Below are 19,103 nucleotides of genomic sequence, written 5' to 3'. Positions count from 1 at the left end.
GAGCAAAGACAACAATGAGTATATCCGATGGGTGAGAAGCTACTTCAAGTCTTCTCATCCTCATCTAAGACTCGTCCGGATCGAAAAGAAATCCGGCGTGCTGGTTAGGAAAGAATAATAAGGCGGTGATTTGGTGCCAGACAGTTACCCGTTTCCAATGTACTCCGGTTTGTTGGAGCCAGAACATTACAAAAAGATCGGTTCAGCATTGTGGCTATTTCTCTGGTGTGTCAGTTCAACAACAAAAGAAGTCGAGCGAGACGGGGTGAACTGGGGCATCGTGTTAGGTAATAAGCCGCTGAAGAAGAAAGATATAGCGCCGATATTCGGTGTCAGCGAAAAGACAGTAGAGCGATGGATCAATGACCTGGAGAAAAACGAGTATATCAAAACAACCCGTGCTCCTCATGGATTAATTTTTTCAGTAAGAAATTCGAAAAAGTACATTAATAAGCCGGACAAAAATGTCGCATCAGAAAAGAGTGATACGCCAGATATGTCGGTTCAGTCATCTAGTGATGAGACAAAAATGTCTGATCAGTCAGATAGTGATACGACATTTTTGTCCAAGAGAAGCGACAAAAGTGTCGCATCTAATAAAGATATTACAGGGATAAACAAAAGTACTAATACTACTAAAGAATCTGACCCTGTTGATTTAATTGCTGAACGATTTGCAGATTTAAAAACAGCCCAGCAAGGCAAGCCGAGTTTTCCAAGCATTGAAGATTATCAAGAAATCGCCCAGATAGTCGTCCACGGAGTGTCGGTCTCTCGAACTATCGAATTTCTTGAACAATGCTTTGCGGATTACAGAAAGCGAAAGCCTAACGGCAAGATTACCAGCTTTAAATACTGCAAGGACTATATCCTTGATCATCATCAAGCCTTGGAAGCAAAAGAGGCTGCTAAAAACCTAGCGAAACGGAGGATACCAGACGATGGCCAGAAAACTAGAGGACATCATGGCGGAATTGCATCTAAGAGGGATTCCCTCACCGGCGGAAAAACCGGATGGCTCGGCAGAAAAAAAGGTTAACTGCCAGAAATGCCAAGATCGTTTGCTGATTGACTACCGTGTGCATAAAGATACTGAATGGACAGAAAATCCGGCACTTGGAACGCTGGTGCCAGATCCGAAGCTAATAGTACTTGAATCTGATTTTCTCTCAATGAGAGTGTGCGGGCCAGAAGAAGCCAATCAGTGGCAGCAAAAACATTCTGTCCGATGCGACTGTGTGAAGAAAGTGCGGATGGATCGGTTAATGAAATCCAGCGACATTACAGACGAGTTCAAACGTCTTGGCTTTCAGAACTTTGATACAGAGGGAAAGCCGGAAATCATTGCTGACATGAAAGATTGTGCGATGGATTATTACAAAGAATTTGATAAAACCCGCGGCGGACGTGCTAACAGCATGGCACTGCTTGGCCAGCCAGGTAGCGGCAAGACGCACCTGCTGATGGCGATCTCAAACAATCTAATCGTTAAAAAAGGCGTGTCAGTTCACTACTTTCCATACGTTGAAGGCTTCAATGACTTGAAAGAAGACTTTGAGCAGATAGCGCCTAAGCTGGATCGGATGAAAAAAGCAGATGTACTGTTTATTGATGATCTGTTCAAACCAGTGGGCCGGGGAACAAACCGTAAGCCTCGGGCAACCGAATGGCAGATCGAGCAAATGTATGCGGTGATTAACTACCGGTACCTGAACCATCTACCAATTCTCGTTTCATCGGAGCTGGACGTTGATCAGTTGGACGAAGTGGATGAAGCACTTGGCTCCCGAATTTACGAAATGTGCCAGGATTTTATAGTGGTAATCGAGGGCGATCGGAAATTACTAAATCATCGTTTGGAGGGATTAAGAAATGTTTGAACAAAGAAACTCAATCATTTTACAAAGTAGTGATGCACGCCGGGTGACATACGAAGGCGCTGGAATGTATATGTTTCAGCCGCAGCCTGGTCGGAAGCCTCTTACGGATGAAGAATGGCAGGCAAGATGCAAAACATTTGATAAACGCATAGAAGAAGCTCGTAAGCGGCTTGCAAAGGAAAAAACAGGCGGTGATGCGGCATGAACAAATATGAAGTGTGCCAGTTGCTTGTTAATCATCATCAACAAACTGGCAAGGAAATGGCTGTATTTGAACTGATCATTGCTTGCGGGGAAACAGAACCAGCGCAACTTATGACCAGACGTCAGATGTTCAACTGGTATCTGGATAAGTAGGGAGAGAAGACAGCATGACACCGATTCAAGGTTATGAGCATTTAACAGACGCCGAACGCAGGTTATTCATTCGAGCACATCAAAAGCACTTATCATCTCTAACAGACAAGGAACGCAAGCAGTACGGACTTGGGAATGTTATTGAAGTGAAAACTAATCCGCAGCAAGCTGCAATTGATGTTCGATTCCTAAACGGCGAACGGCGGCAATTTACAGCAAAAGGACTTTATTATTAATAAACTGCCAACTCTTTTAAAGTACAGACAGCCTGGTTATAGTCACTCTCAGATGTAGCTTGATCACATAATAGAATAGCTTCATTTAATAACTGAACTTTGCTTTGAATTTGTTGTTTGATTTCAGGATCACTGGATTGGTAATACTCATCAATTAATTTCCCTAATTCTTTAGATAGGTCAAGTGTTAGTTCTTTCATTAACAACGCTCCATTTTATAGGTTTATTTTCATGAATTTACCACTGTTTTATAATACTCAATTTTATAAAACTGTATAAATATACCCATAAAATTAAAAAATATGCATAGATTTAGAAATTAATTGAATGAATTTTTGGAGAAGGAAGTTTGAAAGGAGTTTAGTAGATGATTCAATTTACAGTTTACGGTGAGCCGGTTGCACAAGGCCGACCGAGAGCTTCAACTTTTCATGGGAAAGTTCAAATGTACGATCCTCAAAAGTCAAAGGATTTTAAAAAGTATGTGCAGCTGGTTGCTTCTCAGCATCGTCCAGCCCAGCTTTTAGAAGGGCCGCTGAAACTAACAGTCCGGGTGTTTAAGCCAACACTCAAAAGCTTTAGCAAAAAGAAAGCAGCTGATGCAGAGGCAGGTATTGTACGGCCGACTACAAAGCCTGACGTTGATAACTACGTAAAGGGCGTAAAGGACGCCTTGAAACAGGTTATTTGGAAGGATGACAGCCAGGTTGTTGATTTAAGTGTTTCAAAGTTTTACAGTGCCACACCGCGCGTTGAAGTAATGGTTGAACCTACTGAATTACAACAAATCCAACTATCCGTCTGAAGAGGAAGAGAAAGACGAGCAGGACGGAGCTGCTTAATCCATACGGGAGGGGTTTTCCCTCCCTAACAATAGACCGATAAAATGGGCTTAGGAGTTAGTTCATGGGAAAGCCGTGGATTCTGGCAAGAAGCCAATAATATAAGACTGTAACTATAATTACTATAATACCTGAAATTACATGAAAGAGTTTTTCACTGGACTGTTTTTTTGGCATGAAAGGTTCCTCCTTGTTAATTTCTTATAGTTTTCCCAACTGCCTAGAACTAATGTGGAGAAATTTTATGACGACCATCTTTTTGTTCGGAAGTAAACAAACAAGTTTGGCTTGCTAGACAGTACGTCCGAAAATTGAGTAAAAGGGGTGGCAGACTCGATAAGAACTAGGAATTGGAATGAAGGATATTTTTAAAAAGGAGACGAGCAGGACGGTATTAATTAGTACAGAGGGTACTCTCTTCTTAACAGTGGTTGTAGAGAAATATGCAAAAAAATTGATGAATATGGGAAAGTAAGTTCAATTTCGTACATTTTTCTGTTTAAGAAGTAAAACAAATATAAACGCACCCTAATCAGATGATTTATCTTTTTTTTCAAGCTTTTGAATTTTCTTATCCAAAAATTTATTTTTTGATTCCGAAAAGCCTTGTAACTTCATCATTCTTAAAATGATTGGAAAGATAAGAACGAGTTCTAAAATCGATAAAAATAACCACAAAAAGAGTTCATTTGAAGACATATTGAGAAAACCTCCAGACACACAAATATCGCGATTTTAAGTTACCCAATTTTTTGGGGAATAAACGTTTTTGTTTATGAAAAAGGAGACCTAAAATGGCTTTTTTTTAGATGGAAAACCTTGTTGATCACACTGGGAGAGTAGTTCGAAGAGGAATATCTGCCAAAAGATGAAGGAGCAGGACGGAGCTGCTTAATCAACGCGGGAGGGGCTGTCCCTCCTTAACAGTAGACAGAAACTATGCAATTAAAAAACTCCTTTGAAATCTCAAAGGAGTTAATATAAAAAAATTTTAATTTATTAGTTTGTCGATAACAGATGCAGCTTCATCTGCATCATGGTAGTAGCTGATTTCATTTGGCAGTTGAGAAAATATAATTTGTATCATACCAATGTTTTTTAAACAAACTAAAGCTACAGGATGGTTGTTATTTTTGAAAGTATAAATGATTTTAGTATTTCTATGATGCTGCATAAACTCCAACATCATCTTTATACTTTCAAGGGACATTTCATCACCCCCTTTCCCATCAAAGGAAAGTGACTAAGAAAAGTCTCAAAGAATCCAATAGACGTCTATCATTCTAGAATATCACAATTTAGTACTTTTTACTCAACAGTACGTCCGAAAAATAAAATAAAAGGGGTGGCAGCCTTGGCGAGGGTGGGAGATTAGGTAAAGCTCCACTCTATCTTATTCCGAATACTTCTGATAGCAAATTACACAAGCGTTCCCAGTTAAGAATATTCTTGTATCTTTATTTTTTAGAAGGAATAAATTCAGAGAAAAAGTGAAATAAAGAAAGTAAGAAAACTGGGGGGTGAAAACTTTGTTAAAAGTAGGAGAGTGGAGGAAAGTACAAATTGGCGGTATGACGGTAATTGGTTATGTGAGCAGTATTGTGCAAAGCGGGTTTCAAGGATATGAGATCGAACTCACAAAAGTAATACGGATCAAAGATGGTGAATTTGAGTTTAGAACACCAGTACCCGGCATCTTTACAGAAGAGCAATTGGAACCAATTGATGATTTTTGGGACAAGTACCAGGATAAATCAGCGCTCATTGACCTGGCACTTTTAACAAAGGATGAGCAGTGGTTTAAAGAATTGATAGGGGGAAAACAACAATGGCATACCGTGGAGCAGTCATTAAACAGCAATGGACACCAGAAGAAGTTAAAACCTATTGTAAAGAAAAGTTTGAATCAAAGAGGCCGGTTTATGTGAAAAAAGCAGAACAAAATGATGCCCTTCGTTTTTCTAAAAACGGTAAACGCAAAAGAAATGAGCTATGTCTGACAAAGCCAAACAAGCAGCAATACGAGCGGTATCTCAAACAAGGTTTAACCGAGGAAAACATTATTAGTCGCTATCCTAATTTGCCGATAGGATGGCTGCAGGAAGCAAAGAAACGATGGGATTTGCATAAAAAAGACAGCCAGGTGGCGGCTGACTGCAAATAAGAGGGTGATGTTTCATTTTAGCATTTGTATATAAGAAGCGAAATCCAAACTGTGTAAAACATGATCATTATACGTTATCGTAGAGTCTTTTATGCAAATAAAACAAAAAGCAGCCAGGCAGGAACCTGACTGTAGAAATGTAATGAGCTGTAAGAGTTGGATTTGAAACCAACAGAATTATTATGATCCGTTAGATAAAATTTATGCAGAAAAAGCCAAGGAGGTTCTCAAACTCCAAGGCTATCAAGAACGTTAATTTATCGCAAGGGGATTAACGCCTCGATAATGATCATTTCCAACAATAGAGAAAAATATACAAAAAACAGCCAGGTAGCGGCCTGACTGTAGACAAAGCTACGATTTATTGGAGTTGGATTTGGGTTGTGACAGCACCATTATGCCCCATTATTAGGGAGTTTATGCAAATAAAAAGCCGAGGGAGAAACCTCGGCAAAAAGAATTCCTATCTCAAAACCACCACACATATTTAGGATAGGATTCTTATTGCTATGAATGTACCCGACTCATCAAAAAAACAAACAAAAAAGCCGAAGAACCGAAGGCCCTCCGAAAAAAAAGATGAGTAAGCTTTAGATGGGGGTAGTTGGTACTTTACTGATAATACCCAGAGAGCAGGAAAGCAAACCAATTATCCACACAAAAAACGGAGCAGCCATTTAACAGCTACCCCGCTTTGGGAAGGACCTGATTGCATAGTTACCCGTTATAAGAATATTCAAACAAACCTCAACTACCGACAGAGTAGCTGTAGGTAGTTGAGGTTTGCGTAAAAAAACAGCCAGGCGGGACCTGACTGCAGAAAGCTTAGGAGTGGGTTTGGATAACAATCTCATTATGGTCCATTGAAGAAAAGTTTATACAAAAAAGCTGAAGAAAACTCCAGCTCTACAATTAGTCATCTATTTTGAAGCTGAAACTGAATAATTAATTCATCTAGTTCCTGGCTGTAACGCAATACTTCCAAACTACCAAATCCATAAATATCAGCAGATAAAACCATTAAGTGACGAAGCTTCTGAATTTGAGATGATAAATCATCAAGGAGTGGTTGGTTGTTTTTCATGTAAATCCTCCTGAATTCAAAATAGAAACTAGTTAAATTATAGGATATTTTTCACAAAAAAGAAACGAATGTTTGGTGGAAAATCTAAAAAAAAAAGCCGTGGGAAATCCCTGGCTTGAAAAATAGAAAATTGTAATCAAGATGCTCGGATAAGTATCAAAATCCAGAAATGGTTACATTGCCGAGTTGTGAAATCGAGTTAAATATAACTTCTCTTGAATAAGGAACAATTAAAGCTAAAACAAGGCCGGAAATTAAAATACCTAAAAATATTCTTTCTTCATTAAACATGATAGTACTCCTTCAAAATGTAATGAGATTATATACGAAGGGGAAAATAAAAAGTTTCAAAAAAAGCCGAGGAGATCTTCAACATACAAAGATTGTCATAGAAGTGTAAGCGGTGGAAGGAGGATCTCAACAGCTATAGCATACTTGATTCAAAAAATATCTACAAAAACAACATTTAATTGGTGAAGTGTTAACTCAGGCTTTGTAACTGAAATTGAAAAATTAAATTATCCAGCTCTTGACTGTATTTAATAGTTTCGCTATTTCCAAGACCTTTATTTGTACCGGTGATGATCATTAACTTGCGAACATTTTTAATTTCAATGGCTAACTCATCTAGATTAAATTGATTGTTCATCGCGTCATTTCTCCTATATGATTCTATTTATTTAAAAATACAACAGAAAGAATCATATGATGCTTGAAGAGAAATGACAATATGTTCGACAAAAGTTCTGAAAAGATTGCATTTTTTGTTTGATAAAAAAATAAAAGCCGAGGAAGTTCCTCAGCTCTTTAAAATATTACTGACAATCTTATTTTAACAGACTGGGGGCGCTCTTGTGGAGATCAAAACAACAGCAGAAATTAACTTATTGAAAGACGCCGTATATGTGGTTAAGGACGGTAAGCTAAGGGAGGTCGACAAGCCTGAAAGCGGACATGGTAAGCAAATTATCAGCTGGCAGGGAAATAAGCCTTGTCACGCTAAGCTGGAGACGGATATACGGTTTTAAAAAAATGCGTGATAATTCCCTCTTATTAAAACTTAACGTATTATTATTATGGTCAATTTAAACTGAAAGAGAAAAAGAAAGAAGAGTCAACCCGCTTCCTTCTTCCATCGTCAATATATATTCTCATTTAGCGGTCAGCACACAAAAAAAGCCGGGCAGAGAGCTCGGCTTTAGACAAAATGATCCTTCTTAGGTGGCGAACAAGAATGAATCTTTATAAGTATGCACCAGTTCATGAAATGTTATTCATAATTAAACACAAAAAAAGAAGAGACAACGGACTGTCTCTTCGGAACAAAATATTTAAACTTAAAAAAATTAAATTAACATTTCTTGAAGCAACTGACCTACTTATATTATCGCTGGGTGATATTGAAAACAAGCGGTAAATAAAGGTATTCGAAATTGTGATTTAGCTAAATGAATACGCTTATTGGAAAACCCAAGGGCACTGAATAAACGCAAATGTGGCGTTTATTTGGTGCTCTTTTTTAATGGCTGAAAAGGAGTTGTGAAGATGAAAACAATGAAAGACCAACTGCGACAATGGCGTGAAGTAAATCCTGTTCCTGTTAAGTCAACGCAAAAGAGAAAACAGAAGCCCAAAGCAAATAAAAAGCAGCCTGCGAAAAAGAAAGAAAAGCTTACTGAACAGGATTTACGCTATTTAATGAATACCAACATGAAAACACTTCGCCGTGGTCGTGGCGGCGCCTATAAATAAAGGGGGACTTTAAATGAGAAAACTTATCTATGAATATAAACAATCGTTGCGGGCGTTGAAAGAAATGAAAGCAGCTATTGAAGCAAAATCGGAATTGTTGGAGCAGGATATTCAGGATAAGACGCTCATCAACAGCATGATCAGCGAAGTAGAGTTTGCTCTTCAGTGGATGATGTCTGGCCGGAACCCTGATGCAAGACGCGGAGCTGATCGGACAGGGGCTTATACGTTGGATCCGAAACTGATTGAAGCTGTAGTACCAAACCAAGTGGCCAGTGAAGAGAGAAAACTTACAGCGCATGAACAATGGCTGCTGGATGATGTGTTGGCTGATTTAACAGCAAGGGAAAGAGATGTATTTACATTAGTAAAAGCAGAAGGGTTAACGTATGAGTACACAGCGGAGTTGCTGGGGCTTACTAAATCATCTGTGCAGACGTACTTAGAGCGGGCAGAGCGGAAAATTGAAGGTCGAAAAACCGGCAGCCTTTTTCTTGTTTCGTGAAAAAGGCTGCTTGAAATAAATGATAAAAATGGTGTAATCAAATACTGGGGCCAAAGAGTAAGTTTAATTGAATTGTTTGGTTCAATTACTAAAATTATTGACTTGACATTATTCGACATGATTTAATTTTTATATAATTCTTAATGAAAAAGGCAAACTTATCGAAAGGTAAGGACGCAAAGCCACGGGTCTAACATTCATTAGATGAATCATGATAGCCGGGTTGCCAAATAGGAGAGTACCTCCGTATTTGGACCAATATTATTTAAGGTGGTTAAAATATGCGGAAGGAAACAAATGAATTAAAAACAAATATTGAAAAGTTCTTTGTCCTATTAAAAAATTATCCCAACAGTGTGGACTCGACTTTTGTATTTGTAAGGTTTTTACGGTCTTTTTTAAGAGGAAATATTCAAAAAGGCGTACTGCCTACAATTGAAGTTATGACATTGATAAAAGAGCATAAGCCTATTGTATTTCAGACCATGAGAAAACTTTCGGAGAAAGATAACATTTTAGCCTTTCTAACGGGTTTATCAATGGATATTCATGAAGCAGAGACCAGGCTTCAGTCTATTTTCGAAGGCAAAAGGATAGGCCAATAAAGATGGGAAGAAAATGGACAGAAAAAGACGTTTCCTTTTTGCAGAAGCGTGTTGGCAACTGTTCCTTATCGGCCATCGCTAAACAACTTAACCGAAGCGAGACAGCTGTTTCGTTGAAATTAAAGAGAATGGGTCTTGGAAACACAAAATACGCAACAGGCCTTTTAACAGGCAGTGAGCTGGCTGAAGCCTTACATGTGGAAAGAAAAACTGTATACCATTGGGTTCAGTTCCATGGACTTGAAGCAATATCACGAATAACTTGTTACGAGCGAAAATTTATTCTGGTTGATATTAATTCTTTTTGGGAATGGGCTGAACAAAACCAAGACAAAATCGATTTTAGTATCGTCGAAAAACATGCGCTGCCTCCAGAACCAGATTGGGTAGATGAAGCTCGTAAGAGTAATACAGACAAGACGATAAAGGCATATAAACGCTGGACGACAAAAGAAATTGAACACCTCTTAAAGTGGAGAGAAGAAGGGAAAAGCTTTAAAAAGATTGCTCAAAAGCTGAATAGAAGCAGCATTAGCGTTGAGCGTCGTTATGGACGTTCTAAAAATAATTAAAGAGCAGAAAAACAACAGTCTCTTTCTAGTTTCGTGAAAGAGACTGTTTTGTCGTACAGCCGATGTATATGTGAGAGAGTAAAAAAATAAACCCTGCCATTCAGCGGGGTTAGATAATTTTCTTCATGCAGCGGTTATCGCAACGGCCGCTTTTCATGTCCGGGTATTCACGGATGTTATAGGTGATGCTTAAATCAATTTTTGTTTCCATGCTGCATACTCCTTTGATGTCACTTGAATAGGATACCATGAATGACTGGAGTCGGTGGAAGAGGAAAGTGAATCCTTTTTGTCGAAATATAAGGCGAAAGGAGATGATTGAATGACTGACTTGGTAGTAAGAGTACTTACAGACATAAACGATGGTAAAAAACCTACTGAAAATGATTATGGTGTAGAACTAGAGGAGTTTGGAAATGCGTTGCAATTTATTAAAACGAATGAGTTGGCAACAGGATTAACCTTGCTGTTTGGTGGTCCCGGTAACAAATTCTTTAAAAATATCTATATGAATCCTGTAGTAACGCAAAGAGGTCAGATCTATATAAGAGAAAATGCGTGAAAATAAGCATCCTACGGGGTGCTATTTCGTATGAAGAGAATTTCTCTCGATGAATGTAAGATGTATGGAGGTCAGGTGACATGACCATGCAAGACAAAATAATAATAGCCGTAATTACAGTTGCAGCGACTTTCTTAACAAATTTAATCTTTCATTACTTAAAGAATAAGTTAGACTTGTTTGAAGATAAAAGAAAGTTTAAAAGGGAACACAGTTACAATCAATTAAAAGAGCTTTATTTAGAGCTGTACGGAATAGTTTCACAGTCTGAATATGTTAGATATTTTGAAAAACGACATTCCGGACAAGAGACCCCCTTTGAAGAGTATCCCTTTATTGAATTAACCAGCAAAAGAGTAAAAGAAGTGAGGAATTTGATTACTAATCGGGTTACAAAGCGGACAGAGGAAGTAATACATAATGCGATCACCGACTTCAATAAGTTGGCCATTGCGGAAAAAATAATCGATAAAAAAGAGTTCTCTACCCAAAAGCTACTGAAATTAGCAGTAGCTTATAGATTTTGTCATGAATACTCTCAATTTGATTGGGAAGACGAAGAAAGGAAACAGGCTTTCGAAAAAGAAGAAGTCGAGCTAATTGCCAACATAGTTAAAACTGTTATTAAAGAATGCAACCAAATGCTAGAAACATGCCATCTTGATTATGACAGCAAAGAGCTTGGCAATGGATTTATGGATTATAGTTTCCTCAATAGAAAGGATTAACAATACAGCACCCTAACCGGTGCTATTTTTTATGTCCAAATACAGGGGCGATTAGCGTAAGGAGTTGAAGAAGGAAATTATCTCCTTTTGTCGAATTATGAGCGATGAGAGGAGCTGTAAGTATGACTGTTTTATTAGTGATAGCTGTAAAGCCAAAAGAGGGTTTAAAACCCTATGTGTTAATGGGTGCCGATTCAAAAAGCGTTACAAGAAATTACGATATAATAGATGGCCGAGAAATTTTGGCTAGCATTGAACAGGATGAAAACGCAAAAAAGATATTTAAAATTTATAATAAGCTACTAGGGGTGACTGGTCGTTTTACTACCGGTCGCCATCAAGATTTAATTAATTATCTAATACAAAATTCGGACGAAGAAACTGAAATAGAAGTATTTGCTCATATGGCCTTGGAATTTTGCAAAAGCATTACTGGACAAGATGGCGGAGCATATAATTTTAATGTTTTAATTTGTAGTAGTAAGCCTATTGCTAACCTAATAACTTTTACTATGAATAGCGTTTCTGGAAGAACACCCAAGCTTAATTATCACGATGTTTTTGAGGAAAATTACAATGTGATTTTTGCAGGCGAACCAAATTTAGGAGATTTACAGGATGAATTTGTTAACCGTATAAATCCTACTAATTTGAATTTAAGCTTGGTTAAGAAGGCTGCTAATGATTATCTAAGGAAATCTGCAGCCCGCTATCCGGAAACGTGCAATCAAAATATTCAATTTGAATTTCTAAAATAAGCACCCACCGCGGTGCTTTTTTTTTTTCTTAAAAGTCCATCAAAAAGTTAGGAGGCAAAAATTGGATGTTGGAAAACGTTAAAGTCGGCAGCATTAATTATGATGTCCAAAAAGTAGAAAACATGAATGAGGATTTTAGTCTTCTAGGTCAGATTCATTACCATAAAGGGATTATTCAGCTGGACGAAACAATGTCTGAAGATCGAAAAAACCAGGTACTTACGCATGAAGTACTGCATGGTGTTTTTTACGAAGCCGGATTTGATGAACAGGAAGAAGATATGATTCGCCGTGTAGGAGCGGTGTTACACCAGGTATTAAAGGAAAACGACTTTTATAGTGCATTTAACAGCGAAGCGGATGCTTATGCAAGAGAAATGCAGAAAAAAGCTGAGAAGAAACAATAAAACAGTTTTTTAAAGGCAGGAGGCGGCGGTGATGTAATATGGCCAGGCCACGTGATCCAAACAGAGATAAAGCACATGAGCTCTATAAGCAGCATAAAGGCAACATAACCAATCGTGCTATCGCTGAACAGCTAGGTATAGACGAAAAGAAAGTTGCGGTCTGGAAACAACGGGATAAATGGAATGTTGTACAACAAACAAAAAAGAATGTTGTACAACAAAAGAAAAAGCACACGAAAAAGGCTCGTTCACCTAATAAAAAAGCAAAAGAAGAAAGCACTGATTCTGCGGAATTAACAGATAAACAGTGGTTTTTCTGTCTGTACTATCTAAAATATTTTAATGCCACAAAAGCATATATCCAAGCATATGGTTGCAGCTACGCAACAGCTAATGTTGAAGGATACAGAACCCTAGTGAAACCTAGTGTTAAAAATGAAATTGAGCGCATGAAAAAGGAACGCGCAGAAGGCATTTTGTTAGACGCTGAATCTATTCTGCAAAAATACATAGATATTGCTTTTGCGGACATAAAAGACTATGTAGAATTTGGACAAAAAGAAGAGCTACAGCTTGATCCTAGAACGGGAGAACCTCTCCTTAATAAAAAAGGAGAGCCATTGACGTATAACTACAGCTTTGTAAATCTCAAAAATGCTGATGAATTCGATGGCACTATTATTACTGAAGTTAAAAAAGGAAAAGCTGGAGTTTCTGTAAAGTTAGCCGACAGAATGAAGGCGCTGGAGAAGCTAGAAATATATACGGACCTACTTCCTGATCACTTCAAGCGGCGCATTGAAGAAGAAAAGCTCAAACTTGCTCAACAGCAGGCAGGCGGAGGTAACAAAAATGAAGATTCGCAGTCCTGGGTTGCAGCTGTGCAGGAAGTTGCCGCTCGTCGCCGGGCTTTAAGAGAAGGTAACGGAAATGAGTAAGCCATATAACGTAATGGCAGACATTATCGATGTATATTGGGACGATCCAGTGGCATTTGCAGAAGATATGCTAGGCTTTTACCCGGATGATTGGCAAAGAGCGGTCCTTAATGATCTGGCAGGGCATCCGCGTGTAAGCATTCGCTCAGGCCAGGGAGTAGGAAAGACCGGGCTTGAATCGGTCGCATGTATTTGGTTCTTATGCTGTCGTCCAAATCCGAAAGTGATCTGTACCGCTCCTTCAAAAGAGCAGCTGTTCACTGTCCTGTGGGCAGAGATAGCAAAATGGCTTGAAGGGTCCAAGGTGAAAAGCCTTTTAAAATGGACCAAAACACGGGTTTATATGTCAGGTTTTGAAGAGCGCTGGTTTGCAACCGCTCGTACCGCTACACGCCCAGAGAACATGCAGGGCTTTCACGAAGATTACATGCTTTTTATCGTGGATGAAGCTTCTGGTGTTGCGGATCCAATCATGGAAGCAATACTCGGTACCTTATCAGGTGCGGAAAATAAGCTGCTAATGTGCGGAAACCCGACACGAACAAGCGGCACGTTTTTTGATTCTCATAACCGCGATCGCGATCTATACAAGACGCATAAAGTGTCCAGTTTAGACAGTCCGCGGACAAGCAAGCAGAACATTGAAATGCTGAAGCGGAAATATAATGAAGGCTCAGACGTTTGGCGCGTCCGGGTGCTCGGTGAGTTTCCAAAAGCAGAGGCAGATGCCTTTATTCCGCTTGAATTTGCAGAACTGGCTAAAGGAGCCGGTATTTCTGCTGCAGGAGATACTTTATATCTTGGCGTCGATGTAGCCCGTTACGGGGACGATGAGACGGTTATTGCACCACGGATCGGCGGTAAAGTGTTTGATCTCCAAGTGCATTCAAAGCAGGGGACAACAAAAACAACCGGTCATGTGTTGGCAAAAGCCTTGGAGATGCGCAAGCAGTATCCTTTCATCCGTAACGTAATTATCCGAGTGGATGACAGCGGTGTCGGCGGTGGTGTGACGGATGAGCTGGAAGAAGAAGTTTACCGTCAGCGGCTGCCTTATAAAGTAGAGCCAATTAACAACGGATGGGCGTCAGATGATGACCATTACGATAATAAAGCAACTGAAACATGGGCCGCTCTTCGTGAAGTGTTGGAAGAGAGCTTTTCTGGCCACATACAGGGAAAACCGCTTGATCTTGAATTGCCGGATGATGAAAAACTTATTAGCCAGCTGACAACGCGTAAGTATCGCATGACTCCAAAAGGGAAGATTGCGATCGAGCGGAAAGAAGATATGAAAAAGAGAGGGCTGCCTTCGCCGGATAGAGCGGATGCGGTCGTTTTGTCGTTTGCTACAGGTAAGGATACAGGTGCTTACGCATTCGAAAGACCATTCTAAGGAGGACAGGTGCCATGAACTTTGTTGCTGAAATTAAAAAGGCGGGCGAGGTGTATCAATTCAATCTAACCAATTATCCGGACATTGGTGCAGCATATAGCCAGGCAATTAAATATGCCACTAGCCAGGAGATAGCAAAAGCAGATGATCACTTTATCGATCTTGGCACATCGGCTGAATATCAGCATATCCGTATTTGGAAAAACAAAGAAGAACCAGTGGTGGAGCCGCCTCAGCCAGAGCCTCCAAAAGAAGCAGGCGGGGTCAGTGTATTCCGCACAGCAGAATTTAACTATTTGGGAGTCATGCTTACATTGAGCGGCCTGTCGCTCTCATACGAAGGAGTCTTTTATGTCCTGCCAATGGAAGCGAACAACCGTCCAGTAAGTGAAATGTTAGCTGATGATGCGCTGATTAGTCTTACAGAAGAGTATCTCAAGAAGCAAGGTATTTCTGAGTATCAAATTGTGTTGCCTCCTTCTCAGCTTACGCATAGTACAGCAATGAGCTATTTAGAAAAAGTTGCTCAAGAGGAAGGGAAGAAACCGCCGGACGCTGAAAATCATGAACCAAATGCACAGGCTTTTCTTGGTTGGAACAAGGAGCTTGAACATGAGTAAGCAATGGAAATGTGGTAATTGTGGGCTTGAAGTAGAAGCGACAGAAGAATTAAAGGAACTATCCTTCCGCTGGATGGACAAGCTTACATCAAAAACAACCTGCCAGAATTGCGGCAGCTACACAATACAGCGTGCTTTCGATGACCGCTTCCAAGGCGGTCATTTTTTAATTGTGAAAGCGAGGATGAAGCGGTAATGAAGGATAAAATGTCAACGTTATTTGCGGGAATCGTTCTAGGATGCATTGTAGCCTTGATTGTCTCAGGTACTGTGAAGGGAATTTTATGGATGTTTTAAACTGTACGCTTTTTGATTACAGAAGAAAGGAGGCGCTAAATGGCTGTTTTAAATATAGTACCTGCTCCAATTACTGAAGCGACTAAAGAAGCTGCTGAAAAATGGATTCAGGGAAACGGCTCCTGGCTTGCTGGGTTAATCCAACAGCATGGAAAATGGCTTAAAGAAGAACGCATTGATGCCCTGCAGGAAGCGTATGACACTGATATGGAGTCGATCAATAAGCGCTCGAAAGAAAGAGGCGATGAGATAAACCATAAGCTGCAGGCTTCATATGCACAAGTAGTAATAGACACGGTAGTTGATTACATGCTTGGCAAACCGATTGTCTGGACATTTGAAGATCCAGACGAGGAAGCAGATGAAAAAGACGTGAAGGCATACGGCAAGGAGTTACGTGCGTTATTGGCAGAGGAACAGGCCCAGCGTATATTGCGGGAGCAGCTAACGCAAGGGAGCGTATCATGCTACAGTGCCATTATTGCTTGGATGGAAAACGCAGAAATTGATTATGAGGAGTTTCCGGTGCAAGAAATCATTCCCGTTTATGACAGTCGAGGTCGCTTGAAACTGCTGATCCGCTACTATAAGGTGCAAATCTTTGAAGCGGGCAGTGACATGGGTATAACTAGAACAAAAGTAGAAGTGTATGATGACCGCTTTATCACCTATTATTTATCTGATGTTGCGGGTACTGGATTTGTCCTGGATCCTAATGAAGTTATAACCGGAAATCCAGTTGAACATAAAGCAGGGCGCATTCCTGCTTCTTTGTATGTAAATGGGATGCCTGCACGCTATAACAAACGAGCAATGAGAACCGGCACCAGTGATCTGAGTGCTGTTTTTAGTGTGATGGAGAACTTTGCTCATGTAATGAGTGATAAAGCAAATACGGTAGACCGCATACTTGACCAGTTTCTTTTACTTAAAGGAATTGATATGGGACCGCGAGAAGTGGCTGAAAAAGAAGTTCTGATGATGCAGAAGGCCCGCAGTTTGTTGCTAAAGAGCAAAGAAAGTGATGCGAGCTTTATTGCACCAAGCCAGGACGATAATTCGGTTGAAAATCACTTGAAACGTTTGAAAGAAACGATTCATGAATTAACTTTTACACCGAAAATTACAGATATAACTGGCAGCACAGCAACTGAGATCAAGATGAAGTATGGCGGTCTTGATATTAAATCAGGAAAAAAAGAACTGTATCTCACTACTGCCATTAAGCAGCTCGTCGCTGTTTTAACCGATTTTATAAACCGGCGCCGCTTGTCTGCTGCAAATGTTCCTGAAGAAGAACGTTATGCTATTCTAAGAGGTGAAAAAACAAGCTCTGTAGTACTATATAAACCGGAATGGGCACAATTCACCATCAATCGGAACTTGCCTCAGAACTTCCTTGAAATTGCACAAATCGTTGGCCAGCTTATCGGCTTCGTTCCTGATATTTACCTCTATGAGCTTCTTTGGTTTATTGAAGATCCGAAGCTTGCTTTAGAGGAAATGAAGAAGCAAAAAGCGGAAGAGGATAAACGTGCAGCCGCTAATGCAATGAATACAATTGGATTCGGCGGTGAGTTTTCTCAAACATCAACAAGCAGCACTACTGGCGGGGCAAATGAAACTAAAACTGACGAAACCGCTGACGAATAGAGGAGTGAATCATGGCGAAGCCACCACCTAGCCCGCTTGATAAAAAGGTTCTGGCCAGACGGCAAAAAGACCTTGAAGGCTTTATCGATCAGCATACCCAAATGCTTGAACAGCGGCAGTTAAAATATGCGGCTGAAATTGAACCTATGTGGAAGCGGATTTTAACTAATATCAGCAATGAAATTGAGGCTATTTTTAACCTGGTTCAAGATGCGAATGGTGTTCCGATTGTAAAACAGCCTATTAAGCAGGAAAAGATGCGCAATATGAAGCGGCAAATCGCCCGTCTGGGGCGTCTTCGGGAGCGCCTAATAGAAATGATGGGTGTAAAGCGACAAACGCAGAAAATGAGCGTAAATCTAGCTTTCAGCTATGCGCAAAGCTATTACTTTCACCTTTTCGGAATGGAACAAGCGGCTCGGGTCACAGTTGCTGCACCGCTTCTTACGCTGGCTCATGTAGTCGGGGCTATCATTAACCCCTGGCTGCCTGACGGAAAGACATACAGTGACCGCATCCGGGCAAATACAGAGTATTTAGCGGATAAAATGGTGCAAGTCGTTGAACAAGCACTAGGAAGTGGCTGGTCTATTAACCGAACAGCCAGGGAGATTCAAAAGCGGGCAGGAGAAGGATATTACAATGCTGTCCGCCTGGCCAGAACCGAAATGACGCGTGCAGCTGCACAAGGTGCCAATCATTCTTACATGCAGAATGCTGACATCATGGACGGTAAACGTTGGAATGCCATATTAGACCTGGTAACAGCTGAAAAGGATGCTCAAAACGACGGAGAGATTTTTTCTCTCTCCTATGACACTCCTGAAAATCCAGGACAGCCAGGCAAGAGGATTCCGAATCACCCAAACTGTCGGTGTAAGTGGTCACCTGTTTTATCTGCTCTCGGCATTTCTACAAAAGAAAGGATTGCCCGGGATCAGGATGGCAACCGTATTTATACAAAGGCGCGAACGTATAAAGAGTATGCGAAAGAGCGCGGTCTTCCGGATGTGGATGAAGCGGTACGAAATGCAAATCCAAGGAATTACTTGCGCCGCGGTGAAACTGAGGCAGATATTCCAGCAGACTTTTTCGGGGCTGCTTAAGCTGTTATTTCCTTTTCTTGTGATATATTAAAAGAATCATAAGGAAGGGTTGTGTAAAAATGGAAGAAAATTCTGTGCAAGTAGCAGACGATTACTACAAGAAAGATTTTTTATTAGATACTCTTGTATATATGCTAAATCAACAAGAAGGGGTAGAAATAGGCATTACATTAAATGTAAGAGGCACTATCGTTTCTGGTCTTCTTGTAGGTTACAAAACTTTCTTGAAAGGGAAAGCTGAAATGTTTCGATCTATCCAGACAAATCAAGAATTCGGTGAAGTTTTAGCTGGATTTTTCGATACAGCCTCTGAAAACTATGAAAAAGGTAAGACAGACTCTGAGGAGTCTGGAAAAGATTTGCAACCAAATTTTATTCACTTGAAAAATGCGAAATTTTATGACTCAAATGGAACATTGCCAAACGAAGGTGAAGGTTTTTGGTGGCGAGGAAAATTATCAGATGTTAGTGGTTTTACACTAGGAAACTTCTCGCCAAAATAAACACAATATTTCTATGAGGACCAATTGAATTGGTCCTTTTTTTGTTGCCTAAATCTTGCCCTAGCATACCGGAGGCTTCTAATATCCGGAATGTCTGAAATGAGGCGACTTGGCGTTTATACCAAGGCAAATACACGG

Annotated in this window: 30 protein-coding genes and 1 riboswitch; of the genes, 24 read left to right on the top strand and 6 right to left on the bottom strand. The window is 40.1% G+C overall.

Going from position 1 to position 19,103, the window contains the following annotated elements:
• Positions 1-133: 133 nt before the first annotated feature.
• From M3221_RS13725 to M3221_RS13705, 5 genes are read left to right on the top strand one after another with little or no spacing between them, the layout of a single operon-like run.
• Positions 134-1,039, top strand: coding sequence for a hypothetical protein (locus M3221_RS13725; RefSeq protein ID WP_251272326.1), 906 nt, complete (start codon positions 134-136; stop codon positions 1,037-1,039).
• Positions 966-1,880, top strand: a complete 915-nt coding sequence (locus M3221_RS13720; RefSeq protein WP_251272325.1) for an ATP-binding protein — start codon at positions 966-968, stop codon at positions 1,878-1,880. The genes M3221_RS13725 and M3221_RS13720 overlap by 74 nt, the downstream gene beginning before the upstream one ends.
• Positions 1,873-2,085, top strand: coding sequence for a hypothetical protein (locus M3221_RS13715; RefSeq protein ID WP_251272324.1), 213 nt, complete (start codon positions 1,873-1,875; stop codon positions 2,083-2,085). Before M3221_RS13720 ends, M3221_RS13715 begins: the two co-directional genes overlap by 8 nt.
• A complete protein-coding gene (locus M3221_RS13710) occupies positions 2,082-2,237 on the top strand; it encodes a hypothetical protein (protein WP_251272323.1) in 156 nt (51 codons plus the stop codon). Before M3221_RS13715 ends, M3221_RS13710 begins: the two co-directional genes overlap by 4 nt.
• Before the next feature lie 14 nt (positions 2,238-2,251).
• Positions 2,252-2,473 carry a hypothetical protein gene (locus tag M3221_RS13705; RefSeq protein WP_251272322.1) on the top strand — a complete coding sequence of 74 codons (222 nt, stop codon included), beginning with the start codon at positions 2,252-2,254 and terminating at the stop codon, positions 2,471-2,473.
• Here M3221_RS13705 and M3221_RS13700 read toward each other — a convergent pair.
• Entirely contained in the window at positions 2,470-2,673 is a 204-nt protein-coding gene (locus tag M3221_RS13700; RefSeq protein WP_251272321.1) for a hypothetical protein, read from the bottom strand. The two genes, M3221_RS13705 and M3221_RS13700, sit on opposite strands and share 4 nt — an antisense overlap.
• A gap of 167 nt (positions 2,674-2,840) precedes the next feature.
• On the opposite strand from M3221_RS13700, the gene M3221_RS13695 reads away from it, so the two are divergent.
• Positions 2,841-3,278, top strand: a complete 438-nt coding sequence (locus M3221_RS13695; protein WP_251272320.1) for a RusA family crossover junction endodeoxyribonuclease — start codon at positions 2,841-2,843, stop codon at positions 3,276-3,278.
• 565 nt (positions 3,279-3,843) lie between these two features.
• Here M3221_RS13695 and M3221_RS13690 read toward each other — a convergent pair.
• The gene (locus M3221_RS13690; protein ID WP_251272319.1) at positions 3,844-4,014 is read right to left on the bottom strand and encodes a hypothetical protein; all 171 of its coding nucleotides are present in this window, start codon (positions 4,012-4,014) and stop codon (positions 3,844-3,846) included.
• 292 nt (positions 4,015-4,306) lie between these two features.
• Positions 4,307-4,525, bottom strand: a complete 219-nt coding sequence (locus M3221_RS13685) for a hypothetical protein (protein WP_251272318.1) — start codon at positions 4,523-4,525, stop codon at positions 4,307-4,309.
• 319 nt (positions 4,526-4,844) lie between these two features.
• Here M3221_RS13685 and M3221_RS13680 point away from each other — a divergent pair, with 319 nt between their 5' ends.
• On the top strand, positions 4,845-5,243 hold the full coding sequence (locus M3221_RS13680; protein ID WP_251272317.1) for a hypothetical protein: 399 nt from the start codon (positions 4,845-4,847) through the stop codon (positions 5,241-5,243).
• Positions 5,240-5,479, top strand: coding sequence for a hypothetical protein (locus tag M3221_RS13675; RefSeq protein ID WP_251272316.1), 240 nt, complete (start codon positions 5,240-5,242; stop codon positions 5,477-5,479). The genes M3221_RS13680 and M3221_RS13675 overlap by 4 nt, the downstream gene beginning before the upstream one ends.
• 916 nt (positions 5,480-6,395) lie before the next feature.
• On the opposite strand, the gene M3221_RS13670 is transcribed toward M3221_RS13675, so the two are convergent.
• The 3 genes from M3221_RS13670 to M3221_RS13665 form a co-directional block, all read right to left on the bottom strand.
• Positions 6,396-6,563 (bottom strand): aspartyl-phosphate phosphatase Spo0E family protein, encoded by a 168-nt coding sequence (locus tag M3221_RS13670; RefSeq protein ID WP_251272315.1) that lies wholly within the window; start codon positions 6,561-6,563, stop codon positions 6,396-6,398.
• Between the two features lie 156 nt (positions 6,564-6,719).
• Positions 6,720-6,854 carry a hypothetical protein gene (locus M3221_RS26320; RefSeq protein ID WP_285880497.1) on the bottom strand — a complete coding sequence of 45 codons (135 nt, stop codon included), beginning with the start codon at positions 6,852-6,854 and terminating at the stop codon, positions 6,720-6,722.
• Between the two features lie 190 nt (positions 6,855-7,044).
• Positions 7,045-7,212 carry an aspartyl-phosphate phosphatase Spo0E family protein gene (locus M3221_RS13665; protein WP_251272314.1) on the bottom strand — a complete coding sequence of 56 codons (168 nt, stop codon included), beginning with the start codon at positions 7,210-7,212 and terminating at the stop codon, positions 7,045-7,047.
• A 205-nt stretch (positions 7,213-7,417) separates the two neighbouring features.
• Between M3221_RS13665 and M3221_RS13660 the strand changes: the two genes are divergently transcribed.
• The 16 genes from M3221_RS13660 to gvpU all read left to right on the top strand — a co-directional run bounded on the left by M3221_RS13660 (position 7,418) and on the right by gvpU (position 18,965).
• Positions 7,418-7,591, top strand: a complete 174-nt coding sequence (locus M3221_RS13660) for a DUF3954 domain-containing protein (protein ID WP_251272313.1) — start codon at positions 7,418-7,420, stop codon at positions 7,589-7,591.
• A 517-nt stretch (positions 7,592-8,108) separates the two neighbouring features.
• Positions 8,109-8,315, top strand: a complete 207-nt coding sequence (locus M3221_RS13655) for a hypothetical protein (protein ID WP_251272312.1) — start codon at positions 8,109-8,111, stop codon at positions 8,313-8,315.
• 13 nt (positions 8,316-8,328) lie between these two features.
• Positions 8,329-8,820, top strand: coding sequence for a sigma-70 family RNA polymerase sigma factor (locus M3221_RS13650; RefSeq protein ID WP_251272311.1), 492 nt, complete (start codon positions 8,329-8,331; stop codon positions 8,818-8,820).
• 141 nt (positions 8,821-8,961) lie between these two features.
• Positions 8,962-9,051, top strand: a riboswitch (cyclic di-GMP riboswitch).
• Between the two features lie 50 nt (positions 9,052-9,101).
• A complete protein-coding gene (locus tag M3221_RS13645; protein ID WP_251272310.1) occupies positions 9,102-9,425 on the top strand; it encodes a hypothetical protein in 324 nt (107 codons plus the stop codon).
• 38 nt (positions 9,426-9,463) lie between these two features.
• A complete protein-coding gene (locus M3221_RS13640; protein ID WP_251272309.1) occupies positions 9,464-9,997 on the top strand; it encodes a helix-turn-helix domain-containing protein in 534 nt (177 codons plus the stop codon).
• 322 nt (positions 9,998-10,319) lie between these two features.
• A complete protein-coding gene (locus M3221_RS13635) occupies positions 10,320-10,559 on the top strand; it encodes a hypothetical protein (protein ID WP_251272308.1) in 240 nt (79 codons plus the stop codon).
• An 80-nt stretch (positions 10,560-10,639) separates the two neighbouring features.
• Positions 10,640-11,287 (top strand): hypothetical protein, encoded by a 648-nt coding sequence (locus M3221_RS13630; RefSeq protein WP_251272307.1) that lies wholly within the window; start codon positions 10,640-10,642, stop codon positions 11,285-11,287.
• 122 nt (positions 11,288-11,409) lie between these two features.
• Complete coding sequence (locus M3221_RS13625; protein WP_251272306.1) at positions 11,410-12,045, top strand: hypothetical protein; 636 nt, start codon at positions 11,410-11,412, stop codon at positions 12,043-12,045.
• A 65-nt stretch (positions 12,046-12,110) separates the two neighbouring features.
• Positions 12,111-12,452: an ImmA/IrrE family metallo-endopeptidase gene (locus tag M3221_RS13620; protein ID WP_251272305.1), complete on the top strand. Its 342-nt coding sequence runs from the start codon at positions 12,111-12,113 to the stop codon at positions 12,450-12,452.
• A gap of 38 nt (positions 12,453-12,490) precedes the next feature.
• A complete protein-coding gene (locus tag M3221_RS13615; protein WP_251272304.1) occupies positions 12,491-13,390 on the top strand; it encodes a terminase small subunit in 900 nt (299 codons plus the stop codon).
• Positions 13,383-14,786 carry a terminase B gene (locus tag M3221_RS13610; RefSeq protein WP_251272303.1) on the top strand — a complete coding sequence of 468 codons (1,404 nt, stop codon included), beginning with the start codon at positions 13,383-13,385 and terminating at the stop codon, positions 14,784-14,786. Before M3221_RS13615 ends, M3221_RS13610 begins: the two co-directional genes overlap by 8 nt.
• 14 nt (positions 14,787-14,800) lie before the next feature.
• Positions 14,801-15,406 (top strand): hypothetical protein, encoded by a 606-nt coding sequence (locus M3221_RS13605; RefSeq protein ID WP_251272302.1) that lies wholly within the window; start codon positions 14,801-14,803, stop codon positions 15,404-15,406.
• Positions 15,399-15,602, top strand: coding sequence for a hypothetical protein (locus tag M3221_RS13600; protein ID WP_251272301.1), 204 nt, complete (start codon positions 15,399-15,401; stop codon positions 15,600-15,602). Before M3221_RS13605 ends, M3221_RS13600 begins: the two co-directional genes overlap by 8 nt.
• A 140-nt stretch (positions 15,603-15,742) precedes the next feature.
• Positions 15,743-17,356, top strand: a complete 1,614-nt coding sequence (locus tag M3221_RS13595; protein WP_251272300.1) for a phage portal protein — start codon at positions 15,743-15,745, stop codon at positions 17,354-17,356.
• An 11-nt stretch (positions 17,357-17,367) separates the two neighbouring features.
• A complete protein-coding gene (locus M3221_RS13590; protein ID WP_251272299.1) occupies positions 17,368-18,462 on the top strand; it encodes a minor capsid protein in 1,095 nt (364 codons plus the stop codon).
• Between the two features lie 59 nt (positions 18,463-18,521).
• Positions 18,522-18,965, top strand: a complete 444-nt coding sequence (gvpU, locus tag M3221_RS13585) for a gas vesicle accessory protein GvpU (RefSeq protein ID WP_251272298.1) — start codon at positions 18,522-18,524, stop codon at positions 18,963-18,965.
• The last annotated feature ends 138 nt before the right edge of the window (positions 18,966-19,103 follow it).

This window comes from Domibacillus indicus, assembly GCF_023715895.1.
Taxonomy (GTDB): Bacteria; Bacillota; Bacilli; order Bacillales; family Domibacillaceae; genus Domibacillus; species Domibacillus indicus_A.
Note: the sequence above shows the minus strand (reverse complement) of the source record. Positions and strands in the feature narration are given on the sequence as shown.